A 24,250-nucleotide genomic window follows, 5' to 3' on the forward strand; every position below is an offset into this window, starting at 1 on the left:
GCGGCCTCTTCGAAACAAATATGAGAAGAGCAGATTACTCTGCGTCGCCTTCGGCTGCCTTCTTCTTGGCAGGCGCCTTCTTCTTTGGAGCGGCTTCTTCGCCTTCAGCAGCGTCAGCCTTGGCTGCAGCCTTCTTCTTGGCCGGAGCCTTCTTCTTGGTTTCTTCGCCTTCTTCGGCGTCGTCAGCCAGAAGCTCTTCCTTCGAAACCGTCTTGTCGGTAACGGAGACTTCGGTCAGCAGCTTGTCGATGACCTTTTCTTCGAAGATCGGTGCACGCAGCGAAGCGGAAGCGCCAGGCGTGTTGCGGAAGTAATCGAGGATTTCCTTCTGCTGGCCCGGGAACTGCTGCAGCTGCTGGAACAGAGCGCGCTGCATTTCTTCTTCGGTGACTTCAACGCCAGCCTTCTCGCCGATTTCGGAGAGAACGAGGCCGAGGCGAACGCGGCGCTCAGCGAGCTTGCGATATTCTTCGCGCGCTTCTTCTTCGGTCGTGTCTTCGTCAGCAAACGTCTTGCCGGACTGTGCGAGATCCGTGTTGATCTGGCGCCAGATGTTGTCGAACTCAGCGTCGACGAGACCGGCAGGCGTGTCGAACTTGTAGAGTTCGTCCAGCTGGTCGAGGATCTGACGCTTGACCTTCTGACGGGTCACGTTGCCGTACTGGCTTTCGATCTGGCCGCGAACGATTTCCTTCAGCTTCTCAGCCGATTCGAGACCGAGCTTGGTTGCCAGTTCGTCGTTAATTTCAACGTCGGCGGCGGCAGCAACTTCCTTGACGGTGATGTCGAAGGTGGCTTCCTTGCCAGCCAGCTCAGCAGCCGGATATTCGCTCGGGAAGGTAACGGTAATGGTCTTCTCGTCGCCAGCCTTGACGCCAACGAGCTGGTCTTCGAAGCCTGGGATAAAGCGGCCGGAGCCGATAACCAGCTCGGCATCTTCAGCAGCGCCGCCATCGAAGGCTACGCCATCGACCTTGCCGAGGTAGTTCATGGTGACGCGGTCGCCTTCAGCGGCCTTGCCCTTCTTCGTCTCGTAGCTACGAGCGCTTTCGGCGATCTTGAGGATCTGCTCGTTGATTTCGTCTTCGGTCACTTCAACGACTTCGCGCGTGACCTTGATGCCGTCATTCGACTTCAGTTCGATCGGCGGGATGACTTCGTAAGCAATGTTAAATTCGAAATCGGTTTCGGCGGCCAGAATCTTGTCGGCTTCCTTCTCGTCTTCCGTCATGGAGATGGAAGGCTGAGTCGCAGACTTTTCGCCGCGGCTGGAAATGATCTCGGAAGGCTTTTCGCGAACCAGCTCGTTGACGAGATCAGCCATGATCGACTTGCCATACATCTTCTTCAGATGAGCGGCAGGGACCTTGCCGGGACGGAAGCCGTTGATACGAACCTTATCCTTGGCTTCGGCGAGGCGCTCGTCAAGGCGAGCCTTCATGTCAGCGGCCGGAATAACGACCTTGATTTCGCGCTTCAGCCCTTCAGCGAGCGTTTCGATAACCTGCATTTTCATACCTTCACATCATGGCGGCAGTGCTCAGACAGCCGTCGGTTTACTTTCGAGCACAGCGCCGGAATCTGAATTCACCGGCCGTGACTATAAAACTTGCATGCACAGGCGCGTTGCGGAGCAATTATGCCTGAGCCAGGGAAAGGGCAAAACGAAACGCTTTACCTGGCTTTCCCGGCGATTTGTGGTGCGGGTAGAGGGACTCGAACCCCCACAACTCTCGTCGCCAGAACCTAAATCTGGTGCGTCTACCAATTCCGCCATACCCGCGCTCTTTAAATCCTGCATAAACAACATCTGGCACATGAGGCCTTCCGGAGCGCGGCGTCTCTATATCATCCGTTTTCAGGAGCGCAAAGGAAAAATGACGCCGTACAAGCCCTATTTCCATGGGTTTTGAGGACTCTATGACAATCGCGAGCAGGCCATCTGCGGGAATCACGAGGCTCGCGGTCCACGCAGTTCGATTTCAGTGGACCGCCCATGAAAGCCCCTCCCGGATGGAATGCCATACCAACGTGCTCACCTCTCGCCGCGACCATTGACGAGAGTTTGTGAGGCCGGTTGAGATTTGGAGGGCCCGGGGACGGGCTTGAGAGCGTGACTGCTGCTGTCTGAGCCAGAAAATCAGCTTCGAATGCTGTCAAATTATGCATTTGTTAAGGAAGTAGGCGCCGATTCGGAGCTTGCCCTGCGTTACGCGCATAGGTGTCATCCTTCTTTGTCTGTTTTTGAAGCGCGGCGAAAGGCATATATTCAGTTTCAGAAAACGAAGCTGAGTTGATCCCAAGCAACCGGCGAACCGAAACGAGGAATAAGACCATGAACATTGCACGCTCGCTGAACAACTGGCGCAAGTATCGTCAGACCGTAACTGAACTGGACCGCATGAGCGATCGCGAACTGAGCGATCTCGGCATCGGCCGCACCGACATCCGTCGCGTTGCTCGCACTGCAGTCGGTATGTAATAGATCGATAACACCGGCTGACGATCCTTCGTCTGCCCGATGTGTTACCCTCAAAAGGCCCTGAGCACCCGCTCCGGGCCTTTTCTTTTTGCGCTCAACGCCCCTGCCCGCCCTGCAGCATCGGCCTGAAAACCGGAACCGATCTTCGAAAACACGATGCTTGAATGCAGCGTCCTCCCTGTGCCCAAAAAGACGGACGGGATCGTAACAGCGCCTCATCGACTTTCGCTCAAATAATGCGCATATCGATCCACAAGCTGCAAAAATAGACGACACATTGCACAAATGCATGGCAGTCGCTCAAAATCTGCACTCCAAATCATCGCTATGAATATGTATATACCACTCAACAGCCGAGAGCGCAGATGACCAGCGGCCCGGCGGACTGAATTTTAAAGATCACACACATCAAAGATTGAGGAAACAACCATGAACCCGCTTCGCATCGCAAAGAACTGGATCAGCTATCGCCGTACGCTCAACGAACTGGGCAGCCTCTCCAACCAGGCTCTCAGCGACATCGGCCTGACCCGTTACGACATCCGTAACGTCGCATCCCGTTCGTTCCGCTAATCAGCGTACAGGGTCATCCGCAAGAGCCGACCTCCCACGGCACCGGATGGCTGAGCGACAGGCAAAAAAACGGCGCCACGAGCGCCGTTTTTTGATTCTTGAGGGTCGCTCACGATCGTCGCATGAATCTCCTTCTCCTGAGGTCGGAGGCTCGCAGGCTTTCGAAAAAGTTTGGCGGTCCACACTGCTCGTGATACTGCATCGGGCAAATGCCTCCTCAGAGTGAGGCTAAGCCAATCAAGAAAGATGGTCGACCCGCAGCAACCTTTGTGCCGGTTGGCAACGTGAGCGCGCGATGCAAGACAATATGAACTCTCCCATCCACGTCATCGGCGGCGGCCTTGCCGGCTCGGAAGCGGCCTGGCAGATCGCCCAGGCTGGCATTCCCGTCATCCTGCACGAAATGCGCGGCGTTCGGGGCACGGATGCTCACAAGGGTGACAGCCTTGCTGAACTCGTTTGCTCCAACTCCTTCCGTTCCGACGATGCGACGGCCAATGCCGTCGGTGTCATTCATGCGGAAATGCGTCTGGCGGGCTCGCTCATTATGGCCTGCGCCGACAAGCACAAGGTTCCCGCCGGCGGCGCTCTCGCCGTCGACCGTGATGGCTTTTCCGAAGCGGTTACGGCGCAACTTGAGGCGCATCCACTCATTACCATTGTTCGCGAAGTTGTTCCGGGCCTCCCACCGAAGCAATGGGGCAACACGATCATTGCCACAGGCCCGCTCACCGCGCCCGAGCTTGCCGCCGCCATCCAGGCGGAAACAGGCGAAGATGCGCTGGCGTTCTTTGACGCAATCGCACCGATCGTCCATCGCGACAGCATCAACATGGATATCTGCTGGTATCAGTCCCGCTACGACAAGGTGGGCCCTGGTGGCAACGGTAAGGACTACATCAACTGCCCCATGGATGAGGCGCAGTATCATGCCTTCATCGATGCGCTGATCGCCGGCGATACGGTGGGCTTCAAGGAATGGGAAGGCACTCCCTATTTCGATGGCTGTCTGCCGATCGAGATCATGGCGGAACGCGGACGCGAAACGCTTCGTCACGGCCCGATGAAGCCGATGGGTCTGACCAATGCCCATAACCCGACAGTCAAGCCCTATGCGGTGGTGCAGCTGCGTCAGGACAATGCGCTTGGCACGCTTTACAACATGGTCGGCTTCCAGACGAAGCTGAAATATGGCGCCCAGGCGGACGTCTTCCGCATGATTCCAGGCCTGGAAAACGCCGAGTTCGCGCGTCTCGGTGGCCTGCACCGCAACACCTATATCGATTCGCCGCGGCTGCTCGATCCGTCGCTGAAGCTGAAGTCCCGTCCGGACATCCGTTTTGCCGGCCAGATTACCGGCTGCGAAGGCTATGTGGAGAGTGCGTCCATCGGGCTGCTTTGCGGTCGGTTCGCCAGTGCCGAGCACAAAGGCGAGCCGGTCCGCCTGCCGCCGGCGACGACTGCGCTTGGCGCCCTGCTCAACCACATTACAGGCGGGCATCTTTCCACCGATGAAGAACCGGGCAAGCGTTCATTCCAGCCGATGAATGTCAATTTCGGCCTGTTTCCTGAGCTCGCGCCGGGCTCGATCGTCAAGCCCGAAGGCGTGAAGCGCTTCCGCGGCAAGGACAAGACCATCATGAAGCGTCAGTTGATGTGCGCCCGCGCGCTGCGAGATTGCGCGACATGGCTTGGCGTCGAAGCGCCGGTTCTTAATCAGGTCGCGGAGGAAGGTGAGGAGCTGGCGTCAGCTTCCTTAGGCTGATCGGGCTCTGCATCCGCTGCCTCCAGATAGCTGCCGAGCAACCAGAGAGACACTTCTGCGGCCTCCCCAATCGTCTTGAAACGATAGGCACCGCTATATTTCGGCGTGTCGATGAAGGTGACGACAAAACCGTCGCCGCTTTCCAGATGTTCCACCGTGATGCGCTCCGGGTTCAGCATCATGCAGGCATTGTGCTTGCCCATGTTGCGCATGAAGCCAGCCTTGTTGTCGTGCAACCGAACAAAAACGGCGTTGCCGTCGGCGGTCATGTGCAGGCTGCGGATCGCCTCATTGGGAAAGGCCCGGGCGAAATCCAAAATGGCCTGCCCCGTATCGTAGCTGCTTTCGCCTTCCGAGAAACGCTTCAGGCGCCAGAGATAGATCGCGACCGCGATCAAAAGCGCGAGGATGATGATCCAAATGGTAAGGCTCATCTCTGTCACTCCTTGGAGCGTCGTCAGCCCTTCGGGACCTACAAGACACGCTCTGACTTCTCGAAATCACGTATTGGACAATGCTGTCGTCCATACCAGCTCATCAAGCGGCTTAGCAACCAAGACTTGCGCGGAGGTGAAGCGCGCCTCACGCATCGTGCTGAGATTTCAAAAAGGTGGAGCGCCCAAAAGACCCACTGCGCTTTGAAGGCATATCGTCATCGCAAAGCCGCTGCGGCTTTGCGTGCCACGCTCTAGAACCGCTTCAGATAGGCGGCCTTAGCGAGCAGCCACTGGCGACGGAGCAATGAGAGCTGGATGCCGTTTTCAACAACGTCCGCGCCTGCGCGACGTGCCGCCTTCAACACAGCCTCGACCTGTGCCACGGGCAAGAAAGCGGGAACGACCGCTTTAGGCAGGGACGTTTGGCGCGCCTTGTTCAGATGATCCTGAGCATGTGCGCAGAATATCTCGATCGCCGCACCGACCTTCTCACGGTCCTTGCCTTCCAGAAAACTCTCGCGGTTCAATCCGGCTACCGACAGAACGTCCTGCGGGACATATACCTGACCTCGACGGCGATGCAGCGGCATCAACAGCAGCATGCCAGCCATGGCCTGGGCAACGCCTGCGTGGCCCGCGGTCTCGGCGTTTCTCGCTGCATCATCCGGCGAAAGCACGATGCTGGATAGCTGTATCAATGCAGAGGCCGTCTCGCCCGCATAACCCTCGAGAGCGTTGCGATTCTCGAAGACGTCATCGTAGAGATCGAAGATGCGCGCTTCGATCATGTCGATCAAAGTCTGCCGCGGTAGATTATGGGTGGCGATCGCGTTGAGCAGTGCTGCGGCAACAGGATGGCCGACACTGTCCCCATGCGGATTTCCCTCCAGGAGATCGCGCCACCACTGCATGCGCACTTCGCCTGGAAGCGGCTCGCGAACGACGTCGCGGATACGGGCAATCTCGGCGTTGAAAGCGTAAAGGGCCGCGAGATCACCGCGCTTGTCTTCCGGCGCAAGGAGGCATGCGAGATATCTGTCGCGATCCATGTCACGCAGCATCGTCAGGCACGCGCCATTATCCGCCGGCAGGTCTGTCATCGATAACCGTTCTTCAGCCTTCGACCGCAATCAGGGCGGCGGCCACTGCCCGCGATTCGGAAAGCATGATGTTGTATGTTCTGACCGCAGCACCCGTGCTCATCGGATCGACAGAGATGCCAGCCTCTTTCAAGGCGGCCTTCAACTCTCTCGGGACGACGCGCATGGAGTCACCCATGCCGATCAATAGAAACTCGATGTCGGCCGCTTGTTCCAAAACCTTGGTGAAGTTATCGACCGAAAGCTGCGAGGGATCGGTCACGTCCCATCCGTGAATGCCGGAAGGCAGGCAAAGAAGCGAGCCGCGATGCGACATCTCGGCAAAGCGAAAGCCGCCATTTCCATAAGCATCAATGGGCGCCCGGCCAGGAAAATGGGCCGGGCGTATTTCGATTCCGCCAGCCATCAGACTGCCGGTTTGCCGCTGATCGAATGCGCCTTCTGGTCATCCTTGTCATCGGCATCCGTGCTGGTCGGACGCAGATTGAAGGCGATCAGAACAGGAGCCGCGATGTAGATCGACGAGAACACACCGATACCGACACCGAAGAGCATGGCGAAGGTGAAGGAGCGTATGACCTCTCCACCGAAGAGGTAGAGCGATAGCAGCGCAAGCATGACGGTCAGGCCGGTCAAGATCGTGCGCGACAGCGTCTGGTTCAGAGAGACGTCGATGATCATGGACAGCGGCATCTTCTTGTAGCGCCGCAGGTTCTCTCGAATTCGGTCGTAAATGACCACCGTATCGTTCAGCGAGTAACCGATAATGGTCAATATCGCCGCGATACTGGTGAGGTTGAACTCGATCCCCAGGAAGACGAAGAGGCCTATGGTGAAGACCACGTCGTGGACCATGGAGATGATCGCACCGAGCGCAAACTGCCACTCGAAGCGGAACCAGATGTAGATCATGATCGCGATCATGGCGAGCGCGATGCCGATGGTCGAGGTGACGGTGAGATCGCCCGAGACGGCCGGTCCCACAACTTCCACGCGGCGGAAGTCATACTTATCCTGCAACTCGCCACGGATCATCGTGATTGCGGACTGCTCGGCATTCTCGCCGCCTTCCTGCGCCTGGATGCGGATCAGAACGTCGTCGGGAGAACCGAAGCTTTGAGCCTGAATTTCTCCAAGGTTCAACTGGCTCAGGCGCTCACGAATATCTGCGATATCGGCAGGACCGCTTTTCGACTGCACCTCGATGATCGAGCCGCCCTGGAAGTCGATGCCAAGGTTCAGACCCTTGGTCATGAAGCCGCCAAGGCAGGTCAGCATGATGACGCCGGTAATACCGAAGACGATGCGACGGTACTTCATGAAAGGAATATCCTTGCCGTCAAACATGCCGGTGCGGATGCCTTTCGGCAGATGCTTGGGACGGCTGCGACGAACCCAGACACCAAACAGCCAAGCCGTCAGCGTGTAGGCGGTAAAGACAGTCGTCACGATACCGACGGCGAGCGTGACCGCAAAGCCCTTCACCGGTCCGGTACCCATATAGAAGAGCACGCAGGCCACGATAAAGGTGGTCAGGTTGGCGTCGATGATGGTGGCGAAGGCGCGGGTAAAGCCGTTCTCAAGCGACGATATCAACGGTTTGCCAGCTTTGACTTCCTCGCGAATTCGCTCGTAGATCAGAACGTTCGAGTCCACTGCCATACCGATCGTCAAGACGATACCGGCAATCCCCGGCAAGGTCAGTGTCGATCCGATAACGCTTAGGAGCGCCAGGAGCATCACGATATTGATGACAAGCGCGATATTTGCCAGCAGGCCGAAGAAGCCATAGAAGATAAACATGAAAAGGACGACGCCGATGGCGCCGATGGCACTCGCGGTCAGGCCGGCATTGATGGAGTCACTACCAAGGCTTGGACCGACGGTCCGCTCTTCCACCACCGTCAACGTCGCAGGCAGGGCGCCGGCTCGCAGGAGAACCGCGAGGTCATTTGCACCCTGAACGGTGAAGTTACCGGAAATCTGGCCCGAACCGCCGATGATTGGCTCGCGGATCACGGGTGCAGAAATAACGTTATTATCGAGGACGATGGCGAAAGGCTTACCGACATTCTGCTGGGTGGCCTGGGCGAAACGCTGCGCACCGCGGCTGTCGAAGCGGAATGTCACAACAGGCTCATTGGTCTGCTGGTTGAAGCTTGCCTGCGCATCGACAAGATTGTCGCCCGAGACCAGCGCACGGCGCTCGACAAGGTAAGGAACCGGCGGGTCGTCCTGCGAATAGAGGATTTCATCTGTCGCAGGTGGGCGTCCGTTCAACGCTTCCTGAACCGGCATGGATGTATCCACCATGCGGAAGGAAAGCTTGGCTGTCTGGTTCAACAGAGACTTCAAGCGCTGCGGATCTTGGAGGCCCGGAACCTGAACGATGATACGGTCATTGCCCTGGCGCACGATCAGCGGTTCCGTCGTGCCGAGTTCGTCGACGCGGCGGCGGACGACTTCGATCGACTGGGCAACGGCAGAAGACAGGCGATAATCGATGCCTGCATCGGTGAGGTTCAGGCGCAAGAGATTGTCGCCACCGTCGCTCATCGTCACTTCCTGCACCGAGCCACCGGTCAGCGTACCGACCGAGACTGGCAGTGTCAGATCTTTCAACGCATTCTTGGCCGCCTCATACTGAGCCGGATCGGTGATGCGAACCTGAATCTGCTGGCCGTTACCGGCCAGACCGGAATAGCGGATATTGGCGTCGCGCAACTGGGCGCGGACGTCGCCGACGATGGTTTCGAGACGTTCCTTGACGATGTCGGAACGCTCGACTTTGAGCATGATGTAGGAACCGCCCTGAAGGTCGAGACCAAGCGTCACCTTGTTGTGCTTGTACCAGTTTGGCATTCCCTCCAGTTGCTTGTCCGTGAACAGGTTGGGGGAAGCGATGACGGCGCTTATCAGCACGATCAACCAGATGAAGACTGTTTTCCAGCGGGAAAAATGAAGCATTTCGGTCTCGGTCAGGGTTGGGTTAGAAAACCCAGGCCGCGTCGATGCGCAGCCTGCTTATTGTTACTTCGCGTTAGCAGGAGCTTCGGTCTTGACCGGCTCACCCTTGACACGAACCTCGGCGATATAGGTACGCGATGCGCGGACCTTGACGCCTTCGGCAATTTCGACTTCAAGTTCGTTATCGTCGATAACCTTGGTCACCTTGCCGACAATGCCGCCGCCCAGCACGACCTGATCGCCACGACGAATGTTGGTGAGCGTCTCCTGACGCTTCTTCATTTGCGCGCGCTGCGGACGGATCAGGAAAAAGTACCACACGACCATGAGCGGGGCGAAAAGGAAAAGCATTTCCAGGCCGGATCCGAAAGCCGATGGTGTGCCCGCTGCATCCTGAGCAAAGGCTTGGCTAATGAACATAAAAAACTCCTCAGATTTCAGGCACAGTCTTAAGCCACTGGCCAGCTTTCAAGCCGCCGGAATATAGTTGCGATCCCCTAGAATGCAACAGAAAGACTTCGACCCCCGTACCGTTTCCACGGCTCATACTCTTTCGGGGCATGAAACACCATGCTAGGCCGCGCAAATTCCACGTCTGTTCCGGCATTTGACCGGGTTCAATGGGCCGGGGAAAGTCGACAAGGAGCATCGATCATGACGTCAGAAGAAACCAGCGCACTCCTGCTTCTCGAACTTCGCCGTCTTGCCGACGCCGTGGAGCGGCTCTCAGGCCCCGCACCTGCGTCAAATGACTGGAATAGCGCCGATTGTTTCGTCTGGACGCCTGCCAATGCCTGGCTGCAGCCCGTGCCGCGTCCTAACCGAATTGCGCTGACGCTGATCCGCGGTGTGGACCACGTCCGGGATATCCTGCACGAGAACACGCTGCGCTTCGCAGAAGGCTTTGCTGCCAACAATGTGCTGCTTTGGGGCGCGCGCGGCATGGGCAAATCATCGCTGGTGAAGGCGGTTCACGAAGACGTGCGCACCGCAAGCGGCACGTCGTTAAAGCTCGTCGAGGTGCACCGCGAAGACATTCATACCTTGCCCGTCCTCCTCGACATTCTGCAAGCCGCTCCGCACAGAATCATCCTCTTCTGCGACGATCTTTCTTTTGACCATGACGATACGGCCTATAAGTCTCTGAAGGCGGCACTGGACGGCGGTATTGAGGGCCGCCCTGAGAACGTACTGTTCTACGCGACCTCCAACCGCCGTCATCTCCTGCCGAGACACATGATGGAAAATGAGCAGTCGACTGCCATCAATCCATCTGAAGCGGTCGAGGAAAAAGTCTCGCTGTCCGATCGCTTCGGCCTATGGCTTGGGTTCCATAAATGCAGCCAGGATGATTACCTGGCGATGATCGATGGCTATGCGGACCATTTCGACCTCGGTCTCGCTCGCGATGTCCTGCACCGCGAAGCGCTGGAATGGGCGACGACACGTGGCGGCAGATCCGGTCGCGTGGCCTGGCAATATATTCAGGATGCAGCCGGGCGTCTGCGCAAGCCTCTGGACCAGCGATAGACAGATAAGTGATTGATCACAACCACAGCGATAGGCATTAAATCCGAGACGCTTCGGTATCTGCGAGAACTTAGTGCACAATGGAACCAACGGATGGGAAGGCCGTTGCTCCGCATGCGCAACCATCGCGCGATACATTAGGAGAGTCTTAAATGGCCGATCAGGTCCGCTATGCAACATCGACGGTGGCCGCGCGCAGCGCAGTCTTGCCGGAAGCCGTGACACGTATTTCCTGGGGTGGCGTTTTTGCCGGTGTCGCCGTGGCACTGACGCTTCAGTTGGTTCTCAACATTCTCGGCGCCGCCATAGGTGCTGGCGTGATCGACCCTGCTCGTAACGATACGCCATCGGCGATGTCGCTTTCGACCGGCTCCGTCATCTGGATCATCGCCAGCGGCATCATCTCGTCCTTCGTCGGTGGCTATGTCGCTAGCCGCCTGTCTGGCCGCGCCGTCCGCTCCACTGGCGCCCTTCATGGCCTGACCACCTGGGCTGTAACCACGCTGATCGTCTTCTATATGCTGACCACCTCGGTTGGCGCGCTGATCGGCGGTGCATTCACCGGCGTCACGAGCGTCTTCTCCGGCGCAGGCTCGACAATCGCAACCGCTGCGACGACTGCGGCCCCCGCGCTTGCCAACACCTCCGATCCCTTGGCGGGTATCGAGCAGCGCATTCGCGATGCGAGCGGCGGAAACGATCCGCAGGCGCTGCGCGATACAGCCGTCAGCGCCGTCCGCGCCGTGCTGACCGGCGACCAGGCTCAGGCTGAAGATGCACGCAACCGTGCTGCCGACGCCCTTGCCCGCGCACAGAATATCCCGGTCGATCAGGCCCGCCAGCAGGTGACGGACTACGAAAATCAGTACCGTCAGGCTGTAGAGCAGGCCAAGGTTCGTGCGACCGAAGCTGCTCAGGCAACTGCGACCGCCGTGTCGACAGCCTCTTACGTTGCCTTTGGCGCGCTTCTGGTCAGTGCGGTTGCCGCTCTCTTCGGTGGCAGCGTCGGCACAAGCCGCGCTTACCGCGAGGGCGACGTCGTCGTCGAATAATATCGATCGAAAGATCGTCTGGAATGCCCGCGCAAGTCGCGGGCATTTTTATGAGGACATGAAAAAGGCCGCCTCATTTCTGAGGCGGCCTTCTGATCATCGTATCTGATAGGACTGACTACTCGTCACGGTACACTTTTTCGCGACGCTCGTGACGCTCCTGCGCCTCGATCGACAGAGTTGCGATCGGGCGAGCATCCAGACGCTTGATACCGATCGGCTCGCCTGTTTCCTCGCAGTAGCCGTAGGTTCCGTCCTCGATGCGCTGAAGGGCGGCGTCAATCTTGGAAATCAGCTTGCGCTGACGATCGCGGGCTCGAAGTTCGATGGCTCTGTCGGTTTCGGATGAAGCGCGGTCCGCCAGATCAGGGTGATTGGCACTTTCCTCTGCGAGATGACCGAGTGTCTCGCGCGCTTCTCGCAAAATGTCGTTTTTCCAACCGATCAGCTTGGCCCTAAAATAGGCGCGCTGGTTGGCATTCATGAACTCATCGTTTTCCGAGAGCACATAGTTACTAAGATCGATCTTCTCACTCAACGCGATTCTCCTCGAAGAACATCTCATATGGCGGGGGTATACTCCAATGCCGTGTAGCCATTCAAGTCTGGAGATTCGTTTTTAGGCATTTTTAAATCTGTCATAAAAATCATCTAAACGACTATTTTTTATACATTATTGCGACGTCACGGATTATTTCTTCAATCACTTTATCTAGACTTGCTTCGCGATCGACGCCTCTTGCGAGTTTGCCCCCTCCTCCTGTAAACATCGTTCTCCCTCTTTGATTGCATTAGGATGCTCCGGAATGGCGCCGTCTCAACAGCAAACTTTCCGGCTTTATCTGTTGCGTCACGCCCAGGCAGGATGGGCGGAACCCGGCGAACGCGATTTCGATAGAAGGCTGACCGAGGAGGGCAAGGCCGAGGCCGCTCTCATCGGCAAATCCGCCGCGGAAAAAAACTATCGCCCGGAGCTCGTGATCAGCTCCGCCGCCACCCGATGTCGCGAAACCACGCGGATTTTCCTGCATTCATTCGGGGGAGCCATTGAAGCGTCCTATCTGGAGGAAATGTATAACGCACAGGCTGAAACCTATCTCAATCTCGCGCTGGCACAGGACAAGGTTTCCTCCCTCATGCTTGTGGGACATAATCCGACCATGGAGGCCGTTGCTGAAGCTTTGCTCGGCCGCGACATCCTCGAAGCGTCGCTGCCGCACGGGTTTCCCACGGCCGGGCTCGCGGTGCTGGACTGCGCGTCTAGGGACAAAGCCAAGCGCGACTCCTGGCGCCTCATCGACTTTCTGACGCCATAGCCAAGATCGAAGGCCAAGCAAAACTTTCTTCAGCGCTTCTTTTTTGAGCATGCGATAACCCTATATATTTTCGGGAAACCGATTATTTTTAGGAAGAGTCATTGCCACCATCCCTGACATCCTTCACCGACAGTGCATTGATCGCCCTCGACAACCTTGCCGACCGGGCAAGTGCGCTTGCCAATCCAACATTGCGGCTTGGTGTGACGGGACTTTCGCGCGCGGGCAAGACGGTCTTCATCTCGTCGCTCGTCCATAATCTCCTGAATGGTGGACGCCTGCCACTCTTCGAGGCGACCCGGTCCGGCCGGGTGTCGAATGTGCGCCTGGAGCCGCAACCCGATGACGCCATTCCGCGCTTCCAATACGAAGATCACATCCAGGCACTGGTGCGAGACCGCGTCTGGCCGGACTCCACGCGCGCGATTTCGGAGCTGCGCATCACGTTGGATTACCAGAGCGCGAGCGGCTGGGGACGGTGGTTCTCCCCTGGCAGGCTGTCCATCGATATCGTCGATTATCCAGGGGAATGGCTGCTCGATCTGCCACTGCTGGCACAGGATTACAAGACCTTCAGCGACAACACGGTCTCGCTGGCGCAGACAGGTGTGCGCGCCGAACTTGCCCGCGATTGGCTGGAGATTGCGTCCTCTCTCGATATCGATGCACCTGCCGACGAGATGACCGCCAAGCGCCTGGCAGAAAGCTTCGCGGCCTATCTCAAGGCCTGCAAATCCGATGAGCGTTCGCTTTCGACATTGCCGCCCGGTCGCTTCCTGATGCCGGGTGATCTCGAAGGCTCGCCTGCCCTCACCTTTTCACCTCTTCCCGGTATCGGCACCGAGAAGGCTGCCAAGGGATCGCTCCGGGCCATGATGGAGCGGCGCTTCGAGGCCTATAAGTCGATCGTGGTGAAGCCGTTCTTCCGCGAACATTTCGCCCGTCTCGACAGGCAGATCGTCCTCATCGATGCGCTGCAGGCGGTCAATCGAGGACCAGAAGCGGTGCAGGATCTGGAGCGCGCGCTTGGCGATGTGCTTGCCTGTTTCCGCCCTGGCAAGAACAGCCTGCTCTCGTCACTCGTCGGACGGCGAATCGACAAGGTGCTGGTGGCCGCGACCAAGGCGGATCATCTGCACCACGAAAGTCATGATCGGCTGGAAAATCTTACAGCGCGTCTGGTCGATCGCGCCGTGACGGCGATCGGCATGAGTGGGGCGGGTATCGAAGTCATGGCGCTTGCCTCGGTGCGCGCGACGAAGGAAGCAAGCGTGCGTCAGGACGGCGTGTCATTGCCGGTCATCGTCGGGACGCCGATTGCCGGCGAGACGATCAATGGTGAGGTCTTCGATGGCAATCGCAGCACGGCAATCTTCCCCGGCGATCTGCCGGAAGACCCCGAGCCGCTGTTTCGCCAGATCGACGCGCAGGGCGCTTCGGCAGACCTGCCGGACGTCAACGTCATCCGCTTTCGTCCGCCGAAGCTCGAAGAGACGGCTGGCGGCATCAAGCTCTCGGTTCCGCATATCCGGCTCGACCGCGCGATGCAGTTCCTGTTTGGAGACAAGCTCGCATGAAAGACGATACTAACGGCTCTTCCCGCAGACCTGCTGCTTTCACGCTGGAGACGGAAGCGAGACAAGACGCGCCGACGGCTTTGCTACGGCGTCAGCCACGCAGCTTCGATAGCGATGTGTCCATGGTACCGGATGAAGAGGATCCATTCCTGGCACCGGAAGAAATCGATGCAGCACCGCTTCCCGTGGCTGAACCGCGTCGTCACCGCTTCTCCTTCGGCAAGCTTGCTCTCGGCGCAGTTGGCGTTCTTCTGTCACTTGCCTTCGGGCTGTGGGCGGACCAGCTGATCCGCGACCTGTTTTCGCGCTCTGACTGGTTGGGGTACACGGCAAGCATCGCTCTCATCGTTGCCGTCTTCGCCGTCCTCTTGCTCGTCGGGCGAGAAGTCTTCGGAATCATGCGGTTGAATGCGGTGCAGTCACTGAAAGCCGATGCGCACGACGCTGCCAGCCAAAAGAAGGCGTCTGCCGCGCGCTCGGTTATCACAAAACTGACGGCTGTCCTTTCTCACCGGGCGGAGACAGCAAAAGGTCGTTCCGCCCTGAAGGACACCGAAAACGATGTGATCGACGGCCCGCATCTGATGGAGCTTGCCGAAAGGGAGCTTTTGACCCCGCTTGACCGGCAGGCGCGTGCGCTGATTCTCAACTCGTCCAAGCGCGTCTCCGTCGTGACTGCCGTCAGCCCGCGGGCGATCGTCGATCTGGCCTATGTTCTGTTTGAAGTGACCCGGCTTGTTCGCGCCATGGCAGAACTTTATGGCGGACGTCCCGGCACACTCGGCATGATCCGGCTGCTGCGTGATGTGATTGCCCATTTGGCGGTGACAGGCTCGATTGCGGTGGGTGATGGGCTTGCTCAGCAGGTGCTTGGACATGGTCTCGCCTCACGCCTTTCGGCCCGTCTCGGCGAGGGTGTCATCAATGGACTGATGACCGCACGGATCGGTATTGCCGCAATGGACCTCTGCCGCCCGCTTCCTTTCCGGGCTCTCAAACGGCCTGGCATCAGCGACTTCATGTCCGATCTCACACCGGATCTGAAAGGTGGTTTAAAGACGGAAAAGCCCTGATTTCAGGGCTCTTCAGGACCAAATGGTTACAATTCGTTATCCTTATTTCGGCGAAATATACCAAGCGTTAACCATTCGCGACATAGATTGCTCCCACACAAAGCGACCTACTCGCCAGGGAAAGTATCATGTTTTCGCGCTTCTTTTCGCTTCTGGGCGGGCTTGCCGCCGTTATGTCCGTGAGCAGCGGGCTCGCAGTTTCCGACGTTCAAGCCGCATCGCGTGACGATGTCTTTTTCGGATCGGTCGCCGGCACGTGGTCCGGCCCGGGCGAGATCGTCGCGGGCAAGTACAAGGGCACCAAGTTCAATTGCGATCTCACCGGCGAACCGCTGGGTGAAAAAGAGACCGGCATCAAGCTTGGGGGCACCTGCCGCGTTGGCGTCTTCAAGCAGCCCATGTCCGCCATCATTGCCAAGAACGGCAGCGGCTATGAGGGCAAGTTCCTTGACGGCTCCGAAGGCAAGGGACTGGACGTCACCTCCGGACAGGTCAGCGGCGACAAGGTGGTGCTCGGCATCAACCGCGCGAAACTCAACGGCGCCATGGTTGCCCGTGTGATGGAAGACAACAAGTCGATGAACATCACGATCTCGGTGAAGGTCGCAGACCAGATGATTCCCGTGATCGGCCTGACATTGGCACGCAATGTCGACTCGATGGCGGTCGGTTCGATCAAGCCGTAAAGCGCCTCAATCCAATTCTGATTGCTACAGCATCGGCCCGAAAATCGGAATCGATTTTCGGAAAGCACGATGCGTAGATCAAAGAAGATAGAGCGTCCTTTGTGCGTCCAATAGGACGCACGGGCCCGTCTTATCAGCATCTGCCAGCCACTCGATCACCCGCCTGCCCTTCACCACCAGATCCGGCGCAATATCGGCAAGCGGCATCAAGACGAAGGCTCGCTCCGTCATTCTGGGATGGGGAATTTCGACACGCTCCGTCAGGACCTGCGCGTCGCCATAGATCAGCACATCGATATCGATGGTGCGCGGTCCCCAGCGCTCAAGGCGAACGCGTTTCATCCCGCGTTCAATATCAAGGCAGAGATCGAGCAAGGCCTCGGCAGGCAGCGCCGTTTCGATCAAAGCGCAGCAGTTGAAGAAATCGGCCTGATCGGTCTTGCCCCAGGGCGGTGTGCGGTAGAGCTCAGACACAGACACAAGGCGGCAATCGCTACGGTCGCTTAAAGCAGCCAGCGCTTTGGCCATGGCTGCCCTCGGATCACCGATATTGCCCCCGAGACCGAGCGTTGCGGAGGTCCACATCTCAGGCATGCTGCTCGACGCAGACCTGAGCGTAATCGAGAATGCCCGGAACAGGCGCCGAGGGCTTGCGCACGGTGATCTTGACCCGCACGATTTGCGGGTAACGCTGCCGAAGCGCCGTTGCGATATCGTTGGCCAAAGCTTCGATCAGATAGCGCCGTTGGCCGACGACGATCTTTTCGATGACGGCGAAGGCCACACCGTAATCCACGGTGTTGCCGATCTCGTCCGTCTCGAGCGCATCTCCGGCCTCGACATCCATTTCGGCGTCGACGAAGAAGCGCTGGCCCAGAACCTCTTCCTGCTCCAGCAGGCCATGGCGAGCGAAGAACGAACAGTTTTTCAATAGGATCGTGTAACGGCTCAAGCGCGTGTCTCCTGTCGCTTCTTCTGGTCGAGGACAGCATCGGCGACAGCCAAGGCATCCCTTGTCATGGACACGTTATGAACGCGGAAAATGACCGCGCCTGCAAGACGTAAGATCGTGGTTGTTGCCGCCGTTCCCACATCGCGCTCATCCGCTGCTTCCCGCCCGGTCAGCGCGCCGATGAAGCGCTTGCGGGACGTGCCAGCCAGCATAGGCAGGCGGAAGGCTGCAAGCTCATCGAAACGCGACATTAGTGCGACATTTTCATCCACATCCTTGGCAAAGCCGAAGCCGGGATCAAGCACGATACGATCGCGCGCAATGCCGGCAGCGTCGGCGATCGCGAGAGAGTGGTCCAAAAAAACGAATTGGTCGGCGACGACGTCGTCCAGCTTCTGACGCTCTCGGCCGGTGTGCATGATGCAGACTCCTGCCCCGGAGCCCGCCACGACCTTGGCCATGTCAGTATCTCTCTGCAGGCCGAAGACGTCGTTGACGATGTGAGCCCCCGCCTCGATTGCCACGCGCGCCGTCGATGCCCGGTAGGTATCGACGGAGATCAGCGCATCCGTTTCCCGAGACAGCTTTTCGATCACTGGAAGAACGCGATCCTGTTCTTCCGCGTCTGTCACATTTGCAGCCCCTGGACGGGTCGATTCACCGCCGATATCAACGATGTGCGCGCCGTCTTTTACGCAGGCCAAGGCGTGCTGGACGGCTTGGTCCACGGTCGCAAAGCGTCCCCCATCGGAGAAAGAATCCGGCGTGGCGTTGACGATCGCCATGATAAGGCCATGTCCATCAAGTTTCAGGAAGCGGCCATGGGCCGCTTGCCACAGATTACTGCTGGCTGTTATCAAGTAACATATGCCTTTCCGAATTCGTGGAGTGCCTTGCCATCTATACCGATCCCGCTCCGTTTTCCGCATCGGTCGTTGTCAGACCGGTATCGACTTTCTCCAGGCGCGGTACGTTTTACGAAGGATTGAAGGGTCGTGTTAACACTTCTTCGGCCACCTTGGGCTCTATGCCGCAATCCTCCGGCAAGTTCAACATGAAGGCCGGAAAATGAAGCAGCTTTCACCTGTCTGCCGCGCGCTCCTCGCGGGTGCCCTGTTGCTCTCATGTCTGAACCGTCCGGCTCTCGCCGAGGCCATCAGCACCAAGACCTATTCCTATTTCACCATTGGCGGGAAGACGGCTGAAGATCTGGATCGCGAGCTTTCGCAGCGCGGCCCGGTCACCAAGTCTACGGGCTTCCGCCATCCGGGTGCGACAGAAATCAAGTTCGGTGGTGAACTCACCTATGTGGAGAAGAATGGACGATGCGGCGTGGGCACTGTGAAGGTCACGCTGCACACGAAGATTCTTCTGCCGCGCTGGTCGAACCGGCGTCGCACCAATGCCGATCTGGCACTGATCTGGGATACGCTTGCCGCCGACATCAAGCGCCATGAGGAACGGCATGCCGAGATTGCCCGCGGCTACGCGCGCGATCTTGATCAGAAGCTGCGCGCGCTTCGTCCGCAAGCCGATTGCGAGACCATGCAGAAAATGGTCGCGGAAGTCAGCCAGGAGGTCATGGATGCGCATGACAAGGATCAGGTGCGTTTCGACAAGATCGAGTCCAAGAACTTCGACGCCAGAATGACGCGGCTTCTCAAGAACCGCATTCAACAACGTGCAGGCTCACGTTGATGACGGCATGAAGCACATGGCGCTTGCGTCAACCATGTCACCGACCAAAAGGTTTTGCCGGATAATCACCGTTGATTTCTTGTCATGGCCGCCTGAGGCAGACTCACGTATTGGTGAAAGCACCAGATAACAGACATATTCGAAGACTTGAAATTCACGATCGCACGGGCTCTCCCGGTGCGTATGAAGCCGCAGGTGTCTTCCTCTCCGCCTGCAGGTGACGCGCCCAACTGGAGCGGCAGGTGGAGTGACTATGGCCACCGCCGCTCAATCTTTTCAAAGACTTCCAGTAGTTTTGATCAGCCCTGGCGCTCAGGGACGTGAACGACCAGACCGTTGAGGTCGTCGGTCATCTTGATCTGACAGGAAAGACGCGAGGTCGGACGGACGTCGAAAGCGAAATCGAGCATGTCCTCCTCCATCGGTTCGGGCGGCCCTACCCGCTCCGTCCATTGATCAGCCACATAGACATGACAGGTGGCACAGGCACAGGCGCCGCCACATTCAGCATCAATGCCGGGAACGGAATTGCGAACAGCGTTCTCCATCACGGTGGAGCCGTTGCTGACGTCAAGTTCATGGGACGTGCCGTCGAAAGCAACGATAGTCAGTTTGGTCATTTCAAAAGATCCAGGCAGAGTGTTTCAGAATTCTTCTAAACACATAGAAAGGCCGGCTGCGATTGGCAACCCGTCAATGTGGTTGCGAACCGAACCGGCCCTAGTCAGGTGTCGTGTTCCGGGCGCAGATTTGCCCGGACGCCATCCGCTTCGCTCAAGATTATCGGCAGAGCTTCAGAATGAAGTTTTCGGCTTCCAGAACGGAGGCTGCAAGCTTTGCAAGCGCCGCACCGTCATGCTGGCCATTTTCGAGGGCTTCGGCGGCAGCGGAGACTTTGAAGGCGCCAACGGCATCGGCAGAGCCCTTAAGGCGACCGGCAATCGCGCGCGCCGAGGGCTTATCGGCAAACGCAAGCTCCTGCAAAATGGACCGCGCATGCCGCGAGAAGAGCTGAAGAACAGCGATTTCAAGGTCCTTGTCACCCTTCGTCTGAGCGGCAAGGAGAGCGAAATCGATCGGTTTCTTTCCAGTAGCGGTGTTGCCGCCATGATTGTCCGGCGCTTCGAACGCGATACTCAGCGCAGCCATTTCCGTTATCCTTCATTATCTATGGGTAGAAGTTGCTTGAATGTGTTTCACATCAAAGCAGGCTATTGTCGCTTTCCGCTAAAAATGCGGCGCCTATAACGGGAAAATCTTTCGCTATGGTTAATTTATGTTAAACTTCTCATAATTCAGGGTTTCCAGGCCTTTTACGGGTTTAAAAACTGTTAACAAGCAGGCACTTGGACTGCCTTCCCCGCCCGTGTTAATTGTTTAAAAGCTGCAAATGTGTCACTACCGTTATTCGGTGCCGCATCACCTCTTCCCCGGTTTTGCGGATTCGGCAAGCTGATGTATTTTTTGCCTTAAAGCTGGGTGACCACTTTCAGGTGTTAGTGAGGAACAGGCCACCGGGCGACCATGATGGTTCAGGGTGTCTTGCAGGCATGATGGCGGATATTCGTTTGCAGGCGGCGGGCGAATGAACGGCATGAGCCGGGCGTATATGTAACGAGGCGTAACCGCATGGCGAACAACAAGTTTAGCGACTCGATCGACGAGACTGCGTATCAGGCACTTGAAGATGCTTTGCAGCTCGGCGCATACGAAAACCAGCCGGAGCCTCGTAGAAGGTCCACTCCCAAGCCCGCGGAGGCAAGAGTGCCAGAACAGAATAGACCGCGTAAGAACGACCAGCAGGCACAGTCTTCGGCTCAAGCAGCGGCAGCGCGTGCGGCGAGCGAGCAGCAGTCGCGAGCCGGAGGGCTTGAGGCTGCAAATGACGGCACCAAGCGTAGCCCGGCCATGATCCTGCGATCGCTGGAGGCCGGCTCCATGACGGGCGCTATCCGCAATGCTTCGATCGTATCGGTTTTCTGGGCGATTGCCGGCGTCGGTCTTGCACATGCCATCTATGGCGGCCAGATCTGGAATGTAGGCTCGATTGCACAGCTTTTCGCGATTCCTGGCCTGATGGCGATCATGGTCGGCATTGTCGTTCCGATCATGCTGTTCTTCGCCTTCGCCATCATGATGGCGCGCGCCAAGGATCTGCGCAACGCCGCACGCTCCATGGCAGAAGTCGCGCTGCGTCTCGCAGAGCCGGAAACGATCGCATCCGAGCGGATCATGTCGGTTGGCCAGGCGGTTCGCCGCGAAGTGTCCGCCATGAATGACGGCATCGAGCGCACCATTGCCCGCGCGACCGAGCTTGAGACGCTGGTTCATTCGGAAGTCAATGCGCTCGAGCGTAGCTATGCCGACAACGAACTGCGCGTCCGCGGCCTTGTTCACGAACTGACCGCAGAGCGCGACGCCATTATCAGCCATGCGGAACGTATCCGGTCCTCGATCTTCGGCGCTCAGGAGCAGCTAAAGGAAGAGCTGTCACTGGTTGGTGAAGAGCTTTCCATGCGTCTTGCCACCAGTGGTGAGGCGTTCGCGTCGATGATCGACACGCGCTCCGCAGCGCTTCTTGAGAAATCCCGCGTTTCGACGGAAGCCATGGGCACGCTGATTGCAGCGAAGACCGAGAATCTGCTGAATGCTCTGAACAGCTCTGGAGCGGCGCTCAACAACGAATTCGATCTGCGCCTCCACGATCTCTCCAATACGTTCGACGAGCGTGGAAATGCTCTGATCGAGAAATTCGCAACGCATGCGACCGCACTTTCGAGCGGCACGGAAATGCTCAACCAGTCCATGGACGAGCATACCCGCCTGCTCAACGACACGCTGACCAAGCGCACGCAGGAACTGTCGCAGAATATCAGCCGCGGCCAGCAGGTCATCGATGGGTCTCTCGACACGGTGCTCGGCAAGCTCTCCGCGACGCTGGAAGAGAAGGGCATGTCCTTCCGCCAGAGCCTGCAGAGCACGGCAGACGATGCGATCATGGATCTCGATCTGCGTTCGGGCCTCTTCGAAGAGAAGCTTCAGACGACCGTCGGCCTGGTGAACACGGCGTTCGACGCCCATGTTGCAGAGTTTGCCAGCGCCTTCGATCAGCGCGCCGGCACGCTCGACAGCAAGCTGATGGAGAGCCTGGCACGCATCAACGAGACGGTTGCAGGCGGCACGGATTCGCTCAGCGGCATTCTCAGTTCCAATATCGATCGCCTGAACAGCACCCTCACCGACCAGTCCCTGGCTCTCGCGACATCGCTGGGCGCTGGCCAGGAAATGCTGGAAAGCTCGCTCGAAACGCGCACCCGCGAACTGACGGACGCCTTGAGCGCCCGCACCAACGAGATTTCCAGCGCGATCGTCGGCACGCATGAAAAGATCGATGCGGTTCTTGCCGAGCGTAGCGCCCAGCTTTTCGGCGCGCTCACCGAAAGCCAGAATCGTTTCGACAGCGCGCTTGCCAGCCGCTCGGAAGCCATCACCGCATCGGTTGCCGGTACCGCCGAACACCTTGCCGCACTGCTGGATGAGCGAGCCGCCGCCATCAACAACGTCGTCGCCGATGTCGAGCGTCGCCTGGCCGAAACGCTGGATAGCCGCGCTGCTGCCATTACCGGTGCCGTCTCCGGCGTTGAAGACCGCATTGCCGACACGTTGGACAGCCGCACCGCAGCGCTCAGCCACGTCGTTGCCGGCGTTGAAGAACGGATCGCCGATACGCTCGATAGCCGCACCATGGCCCTCGACATGGCGTTCTCAACCGCTGAAGAGCGCATTGCCGAGACACTCGATACGCGGACCTCTGCTCTGACGACCATGGTCAACGATGTCGACAGCCGTCTGGCGGAGACGCTGGACAGCCGCACGTCCGCACTCGGCACCGTCGTTGCCGGTGTGGAAGAGCGCATCACCGATGCACTCGATAGCCGCACCATGGCGCTCGACATGGCATTCTCCACCGCTGAAGAGCGAATTGCCGAAACGCTGGATACCCGCACGTCCAATCTCACCAACCTCGTCAGCGGCGTCGAAGGCCGTTTGGCCGACACATTGGACAGCCGCACGTCTGCCTTGGGCAATGTCGTTGCGGGCGTGGAAGAACGCATTGCCGATGCTCTCGACAGCCGCACCATGGCGCTCGACATGGCATTCTCCAGCGCTGAAGAGCGCATTGCTGAAACGCTCGATACCCGCACGTCCAACCTGACCAACCTCGTCAGCGGTGCCGAAGGCCGTTTGGCCGATACGCTGGATAGCCGTACCTCTGCCTTGGGCAATGTCGTGGCGGGCGTTGAAGATCGTATCGCCGATGCTCTCGACAGCCGCACCATGGCGCTCGACATGGCATTCTCTACAGCCGAAGAGCGGATTGCGGAAACGCTCGATACCCGCGCGTCGAACCTCACCAATATCGTCAGCGATGTCGAAGGCCGTTTGGCCGACACGCTGGATAGCCGTACCTTGGCGCTCAACAGCGTTGTTGCAGGTGTGGAAGAGCGCATCGCCGATACACTCGACAGCCGCACTATGGCCATCGACATGGCATTCTCGTCCGCTGAAGAACGGATTGCAGAAACGCTCGACAGCCGCGCAGCCTCATTGACCTCGGCCGTTTCCGGTATCGAGACCCGTATTGCCGATACGTTGGAAAGCCGCACTCAAGCACTGAACGATGCCGTCAATGGCGTCGAAGGCCGCATCGCCGACACATTGGATAGCCGGACGATGGCGATCAATATCGCCTTCTCCAGCGCTGAAGAGCGTCTGGCCGAAACTCTGGATGGCCGCACCAACGCCCTCACCTCGGTTGTGTCCGGCGTGGAAGAGCGTATCACAGATACGCTCGATAGCCGCACCATGGCCATCGACATGGCCTTTTCTTCTGCCGAAGAGCGTCTGGCCGAAACCCTGGATGGCCGCACCAGCGCCCTCACCTCCGTCGTGTCCGGCGTGGAAGAACGTCTGGCCGAAACGCTCGACAGCCGCACCATGGCTATCGACATGGCCTTCTCCTCTGCCGAAGAGCGTCTGGC

The 24,250-nt window shown here is 58.3% G+C and carries 22 protein-coding genes, 1 tRNA gene and 1 pseudogene; 11 read left to right on the plus strand and 13 right to left on the minus strand.

Annotation, left to right across the window (positions count from 1 at the left end):
• Positions 1-34: 34 nt before the first annotated feature.
• Positions 35-1,510 (minus strand): trigger factor, encoded by a 1,476-nt coding sequence (gene tig / locus PVA19_RS21855; protein ID WP_062425445.1) that lies wholly within the window; start codon positions 1,508-1,510, stop codon positions 35-37.
• A 188-nt stretch (positions 1,511-1,698) separates the two neighbouring features.
• Positions 1,699-1,783 (minus strand) — tRNA-Leu (locus tag PVA19_RS21860).
• Positions 1,784-2,335: 552 nt separating this feature from the next.
• On the opposite strand from PVA19_RS21860, the gene PVA19_RS21865 reads away from it, so the two are divergent.
• The 3 genes from PVA19_RS21865 (at position 2,336) to trmFO (ending at position 4,820) form a co-directional block, all read left to right on the plus strand.
• Positions 2,336-2,482 carry a DUF1127 domain-containing protein gene (locus tag PVA19_RS21865; RefSeq protein ID WP_082447210.1) on the plus strand — a complete coding sequence of 49 codons (147 nt, stop codon included), beginning with the start codon at positions 2,336-2,338 and terminating at the stop codon, positions 2,480-2,482.
• Positions 2,483-2,911: 429 nt separating this feature from the next.
• Complete coding sequence (locus PVA19_RS21870) at positions 2,912-3,055, plus strand: DUF1127 domain-containing protein (protein ID WP_082447266.1); 144 nt, start codon at positions 2,912-2,914, stop codon at positions 3,053-3,055.
• 295 nt (positions 3,056-3,350) lie between these two features.
• Positions 3,351-4,820, plus strand: a complete 1,470-nt coding sequence (gene trmFO, locus PVA19_RS21875; RefSeq protein ID WP_274104161.1) for a methylenetetrahydrofolate--tRNA-(uracil(54)-C(5))-methyltransferase (FADH(2)-oxidizing) TrmFO — start codon at positions 3,351-3,353, stop codon at positions 4,818-4,820.
• On the opposite strand, the gene PVA19_RS21880 is transcribed toward trmFO, so the two are convergent.
• The 5 genes from PVA19_RS21880 to yajC all read right to left on the minus strand — a co-directional run bounded on the left by PVA19_RS21880 (position 4,772) and on the right by yajC (position 9,744).
• The gene (locus PVA19_RS21880; RefSeq protein ID WP_113176236.1) at positions 4,772-5,254 is read right to left on the minus strand and encodes a hypothetical protein; all 483 of its coding nucleotides are present in this window, start codon (positions 5,252-5,254) and stop codon (positions 4,772-4,774) included. The two genes, trmFO and PVA19_RS21880, sit on opposite strands and share 49 nt — an antisense overlap.
• A gap of 254 nt (positions 5,255-5,508) precedes the next feature.
• Positions 5,509-6,357 (minus strand): phytoene/squalene synthase family protein, encoded by an 849-nt coding sequence (locus PVA19_RS21885; RefSeq protein ID WP_274104162.1) that lies wholly within the window; start codon positions 6,355-6,357, stop codon positions 5,509-5,511.
• Positions 6,358-6,370: 13 nt separating this feature from the next.
• Complete coding sequence (locus PVA19_RS21890; protein WP_062425449.1) at positions 6,371-6,763, minus strand: Mth938-like domain-containing protein; 393 nt, start codon at positions 6,761-6,763, stop codon at positions 6,371-6,373.
• Positions 6,763-9,324: a protein translocase subunit SecDF gene (gene secDF, locus PVA19_RS21895; RefSeq protein ID WP_274104163.1), complete on the minus strand. Its 2,562-nt coding sequence runs from the start codon at positions 9,322-9,324 to the stop codon at positions 6,763-6,765. Before secDF ends, PVA19_RS21890 begins: the two co-directional genes overlap by 1 nt.
• Before the next feature lie 63 nt (positions 9,325-9,387).
• On the minus strand, positions 9,388-9,744 hold the full coding sequence (yajC, locus tag PVA19_RS21900; protein ID WP_113260685.1) for a preprotein translocase subunit YajC: 357 nt from the start codon (positions 9,742-9,744) through the stop codon (positions 9,388-9,390).
• Between the two features lie 234 nt (positions 9,745-9,978).
• Here yajC and PVA19_RS21905 point away from each other — a divergent pair, with 234 nt between their 5' ends.
• Complete coding sequence (locus PVA19_RS21905) at positions 9,979-10,854, plus strand: ATP-binding protein (protein WP_274104164.1); 876 nt, start codon at positions 9,979-9,981, stop codon at positions 10,852-10,854.
• Between the two features lie 152 nt (positions 10,855-11,006).
• Positions 11,007-11,906 carry a PhnA-like protein gene (locus PVA19_RS21910; protein ID WP_274104165.1) on the plus strand — a complete coding sequence of 300 codons (900 nt, stop codon included), beginning with the start codon at positions 11,007-11,009 and terminating at the stop codon, positions 11,904-11,906.
• Between the two features lie 118 nt (positions 11,907-12,024).
• Here PVA19_RS21910 and dksA read toward each other — a convergent pair whose 3' ends face one another.
• Complete coding sequence (dksA, locus tag PVA19_RS21915; protein ID WP_062425454.1) at positions 12,025-12,444, minus strand: RNA polymerase-binding protein DksA; 420 nt, start codon at positions 12,442-12,444, stop codon at positions 12,025-12,027.
• Positions 12,445-12,712: 268 nt separating this feature from the next.
• Here dksA and PVA19_RS21920 point away from each other — a divergent pair, with 268 nt between their 5' ends.
• From PVA19_RS21920 to PVA19_RS21935, 4 genes are all read left to right on the plus strand, one after another.
• Positions 12,713-13,222, plus strand: a complete 510-nt coding sequence (locus tag PVA19_RS21920) for a SixA phosphatase family protein (protein ID WP_274104166.1) — start codon at positions 12,713-12,715, stop codon at positions 13,220-13,222.
• 101 nt (positions 13,223-13,323) lie between these two features.
• Complete coding sequence (locus PVA19_RS21925; protein WP_274104167.1) at positions 13,324-14,799, plus strand: YcjX family protein; 1,476 nt, start codon at positions 13,324-13,326, stop codon at positions 14,797-14,799.
• On the plus strand, positions 14,796-15,872 hold the full coding sequence (locus PVA19_RS21930; protein ID WP_274104168.1) for a YcjF family protein: 1,077 nt from the start codon (positions 14,796-14,798) through the stop codon (positions 15,870-15,872). Before PVA19_RS21925 ends, PVA19_RS21930 begins: the two co-directional genes overlap by 4 nt.
• 128 nt (positions 15,873-16,000) lie before the next feature.
• Positions 16,001-16,558, plus strand: a complete 558-nt coding sequence (locus tag PVA19_RS21935) for a hypothetical protein (RefSeq protein WP_274104169.1) — start codon at positions 16,001-16,003, stop codon at positions 16,556-16,558.
• A 78-nt stretch (positions 16,559-16,636) separates the two neighbouring features.
• Here the strand turns inward: PVA19_RS21935 and folK are convergent, their stop codons facing one another.
• The 3 genes from folK to folP are packed head-to-tail and all read right to left on the minus strand — an operon-like array spanning position 16,637 to position 18,370.
• Positions 16,637-17,152, minus strand: coding sequence for a 2-amino-4-hydroxy-6-hydroxymethyldihydropteridine diphosphokinase (folK, locus tag PVA19_RS21940; RefSeq protein ID WP_274104170.1), 516 nt, complete (start codon positions 17,150-17,152; stop codon positions 16,637-16,639).
• Positions 17,145-17,510: a dihydroneopterin aldolase gene (gene folB / locus PVA19_RS21945; protein ID WP_062425460.1), complete on the minus strand. Its 366-nt coding sequence runs from the start codon at positions 17,508-17,510 to the stop codon at positions 17,145-17,147. Before folB ends, folK begins: the two co-directional genes overlap by 8 nt.
• Positions 17,507-18,370 (minus strand): dihydropteroate synthase, encoded by an 864-nt coding sequence (gene folP, locus PVA19_RS21950; RefSeq protein ID WP_440598634.1) that lies wholly within the window; start codon positions 18,368-18,370, stop codon positions 17,507-17,509. The genes folB and folP overlap by 4 nt, the downstream gene beginning before the upstream one ends.
• 208 nt (positions 18,371-18,578) lie before the next feature.
• On the opposite strand from folP, the gene PVA19_RS21955 reads away from it, so the two are divergent.
• A complete protein-coding gene (locus PVA19_RS21955; protein WP_062425461.1) occupies positions 18,579-19,208 on the plus strand; it encodes a DUF922 domain-containing Zn-dependent protease in 630 nt (209 codons plus the stop codon).
• 299 nt (positions 19,209-19,507) lie between these two features.
• Here the strand turns inward: PVA19_RS21955 and PVA19_RS21960 are convergent, their stop codons facing one another.
• A complete protein-coding gene (locus PVA19_RS21960) occupies positions 19,508-19,828 on the minus strand; it encodes a 2Fe-2S iron-sulfur cluster-binding protein (RefSeq protein WP_274104171.1) in 321 nt (106 codons plus the stop codon).
• A 160-nt stretch (positions 19,829-19,988) separates the two neighbouring features.
• Complete coding sequence (locus PVA19_RS21965) at positions 19,989-20,357, minus strand: Hpt domain-containing protein (protein ID WP_112952677.1); 369 nt, start codon at positions 20,355-20,357, stop codon at positions 19,989-19,991.
• Between the two features lie 480 nt (positions 20,358-20,837).
• Between PVA19_RS21965 and PVA19_RS21970 the strand changes: the two are divergent.
• Positions 20,838-24,250 (plus strand): annotated as a pseudogene (locus PVA19_RS21970) (hypothetical protein); the annotation flags it as partial.

Origin of the sequence: Agrobacterium sp. CNPSo 3708, from assembly GCF_028674915.1 — a bacterium.
GTDB lineage: Bacteria > Pseudomonadota > Alphaproteobacteria > Rhizobiales > Rhizobiaceae > Agrobacterium > Agrobacterium cavarae.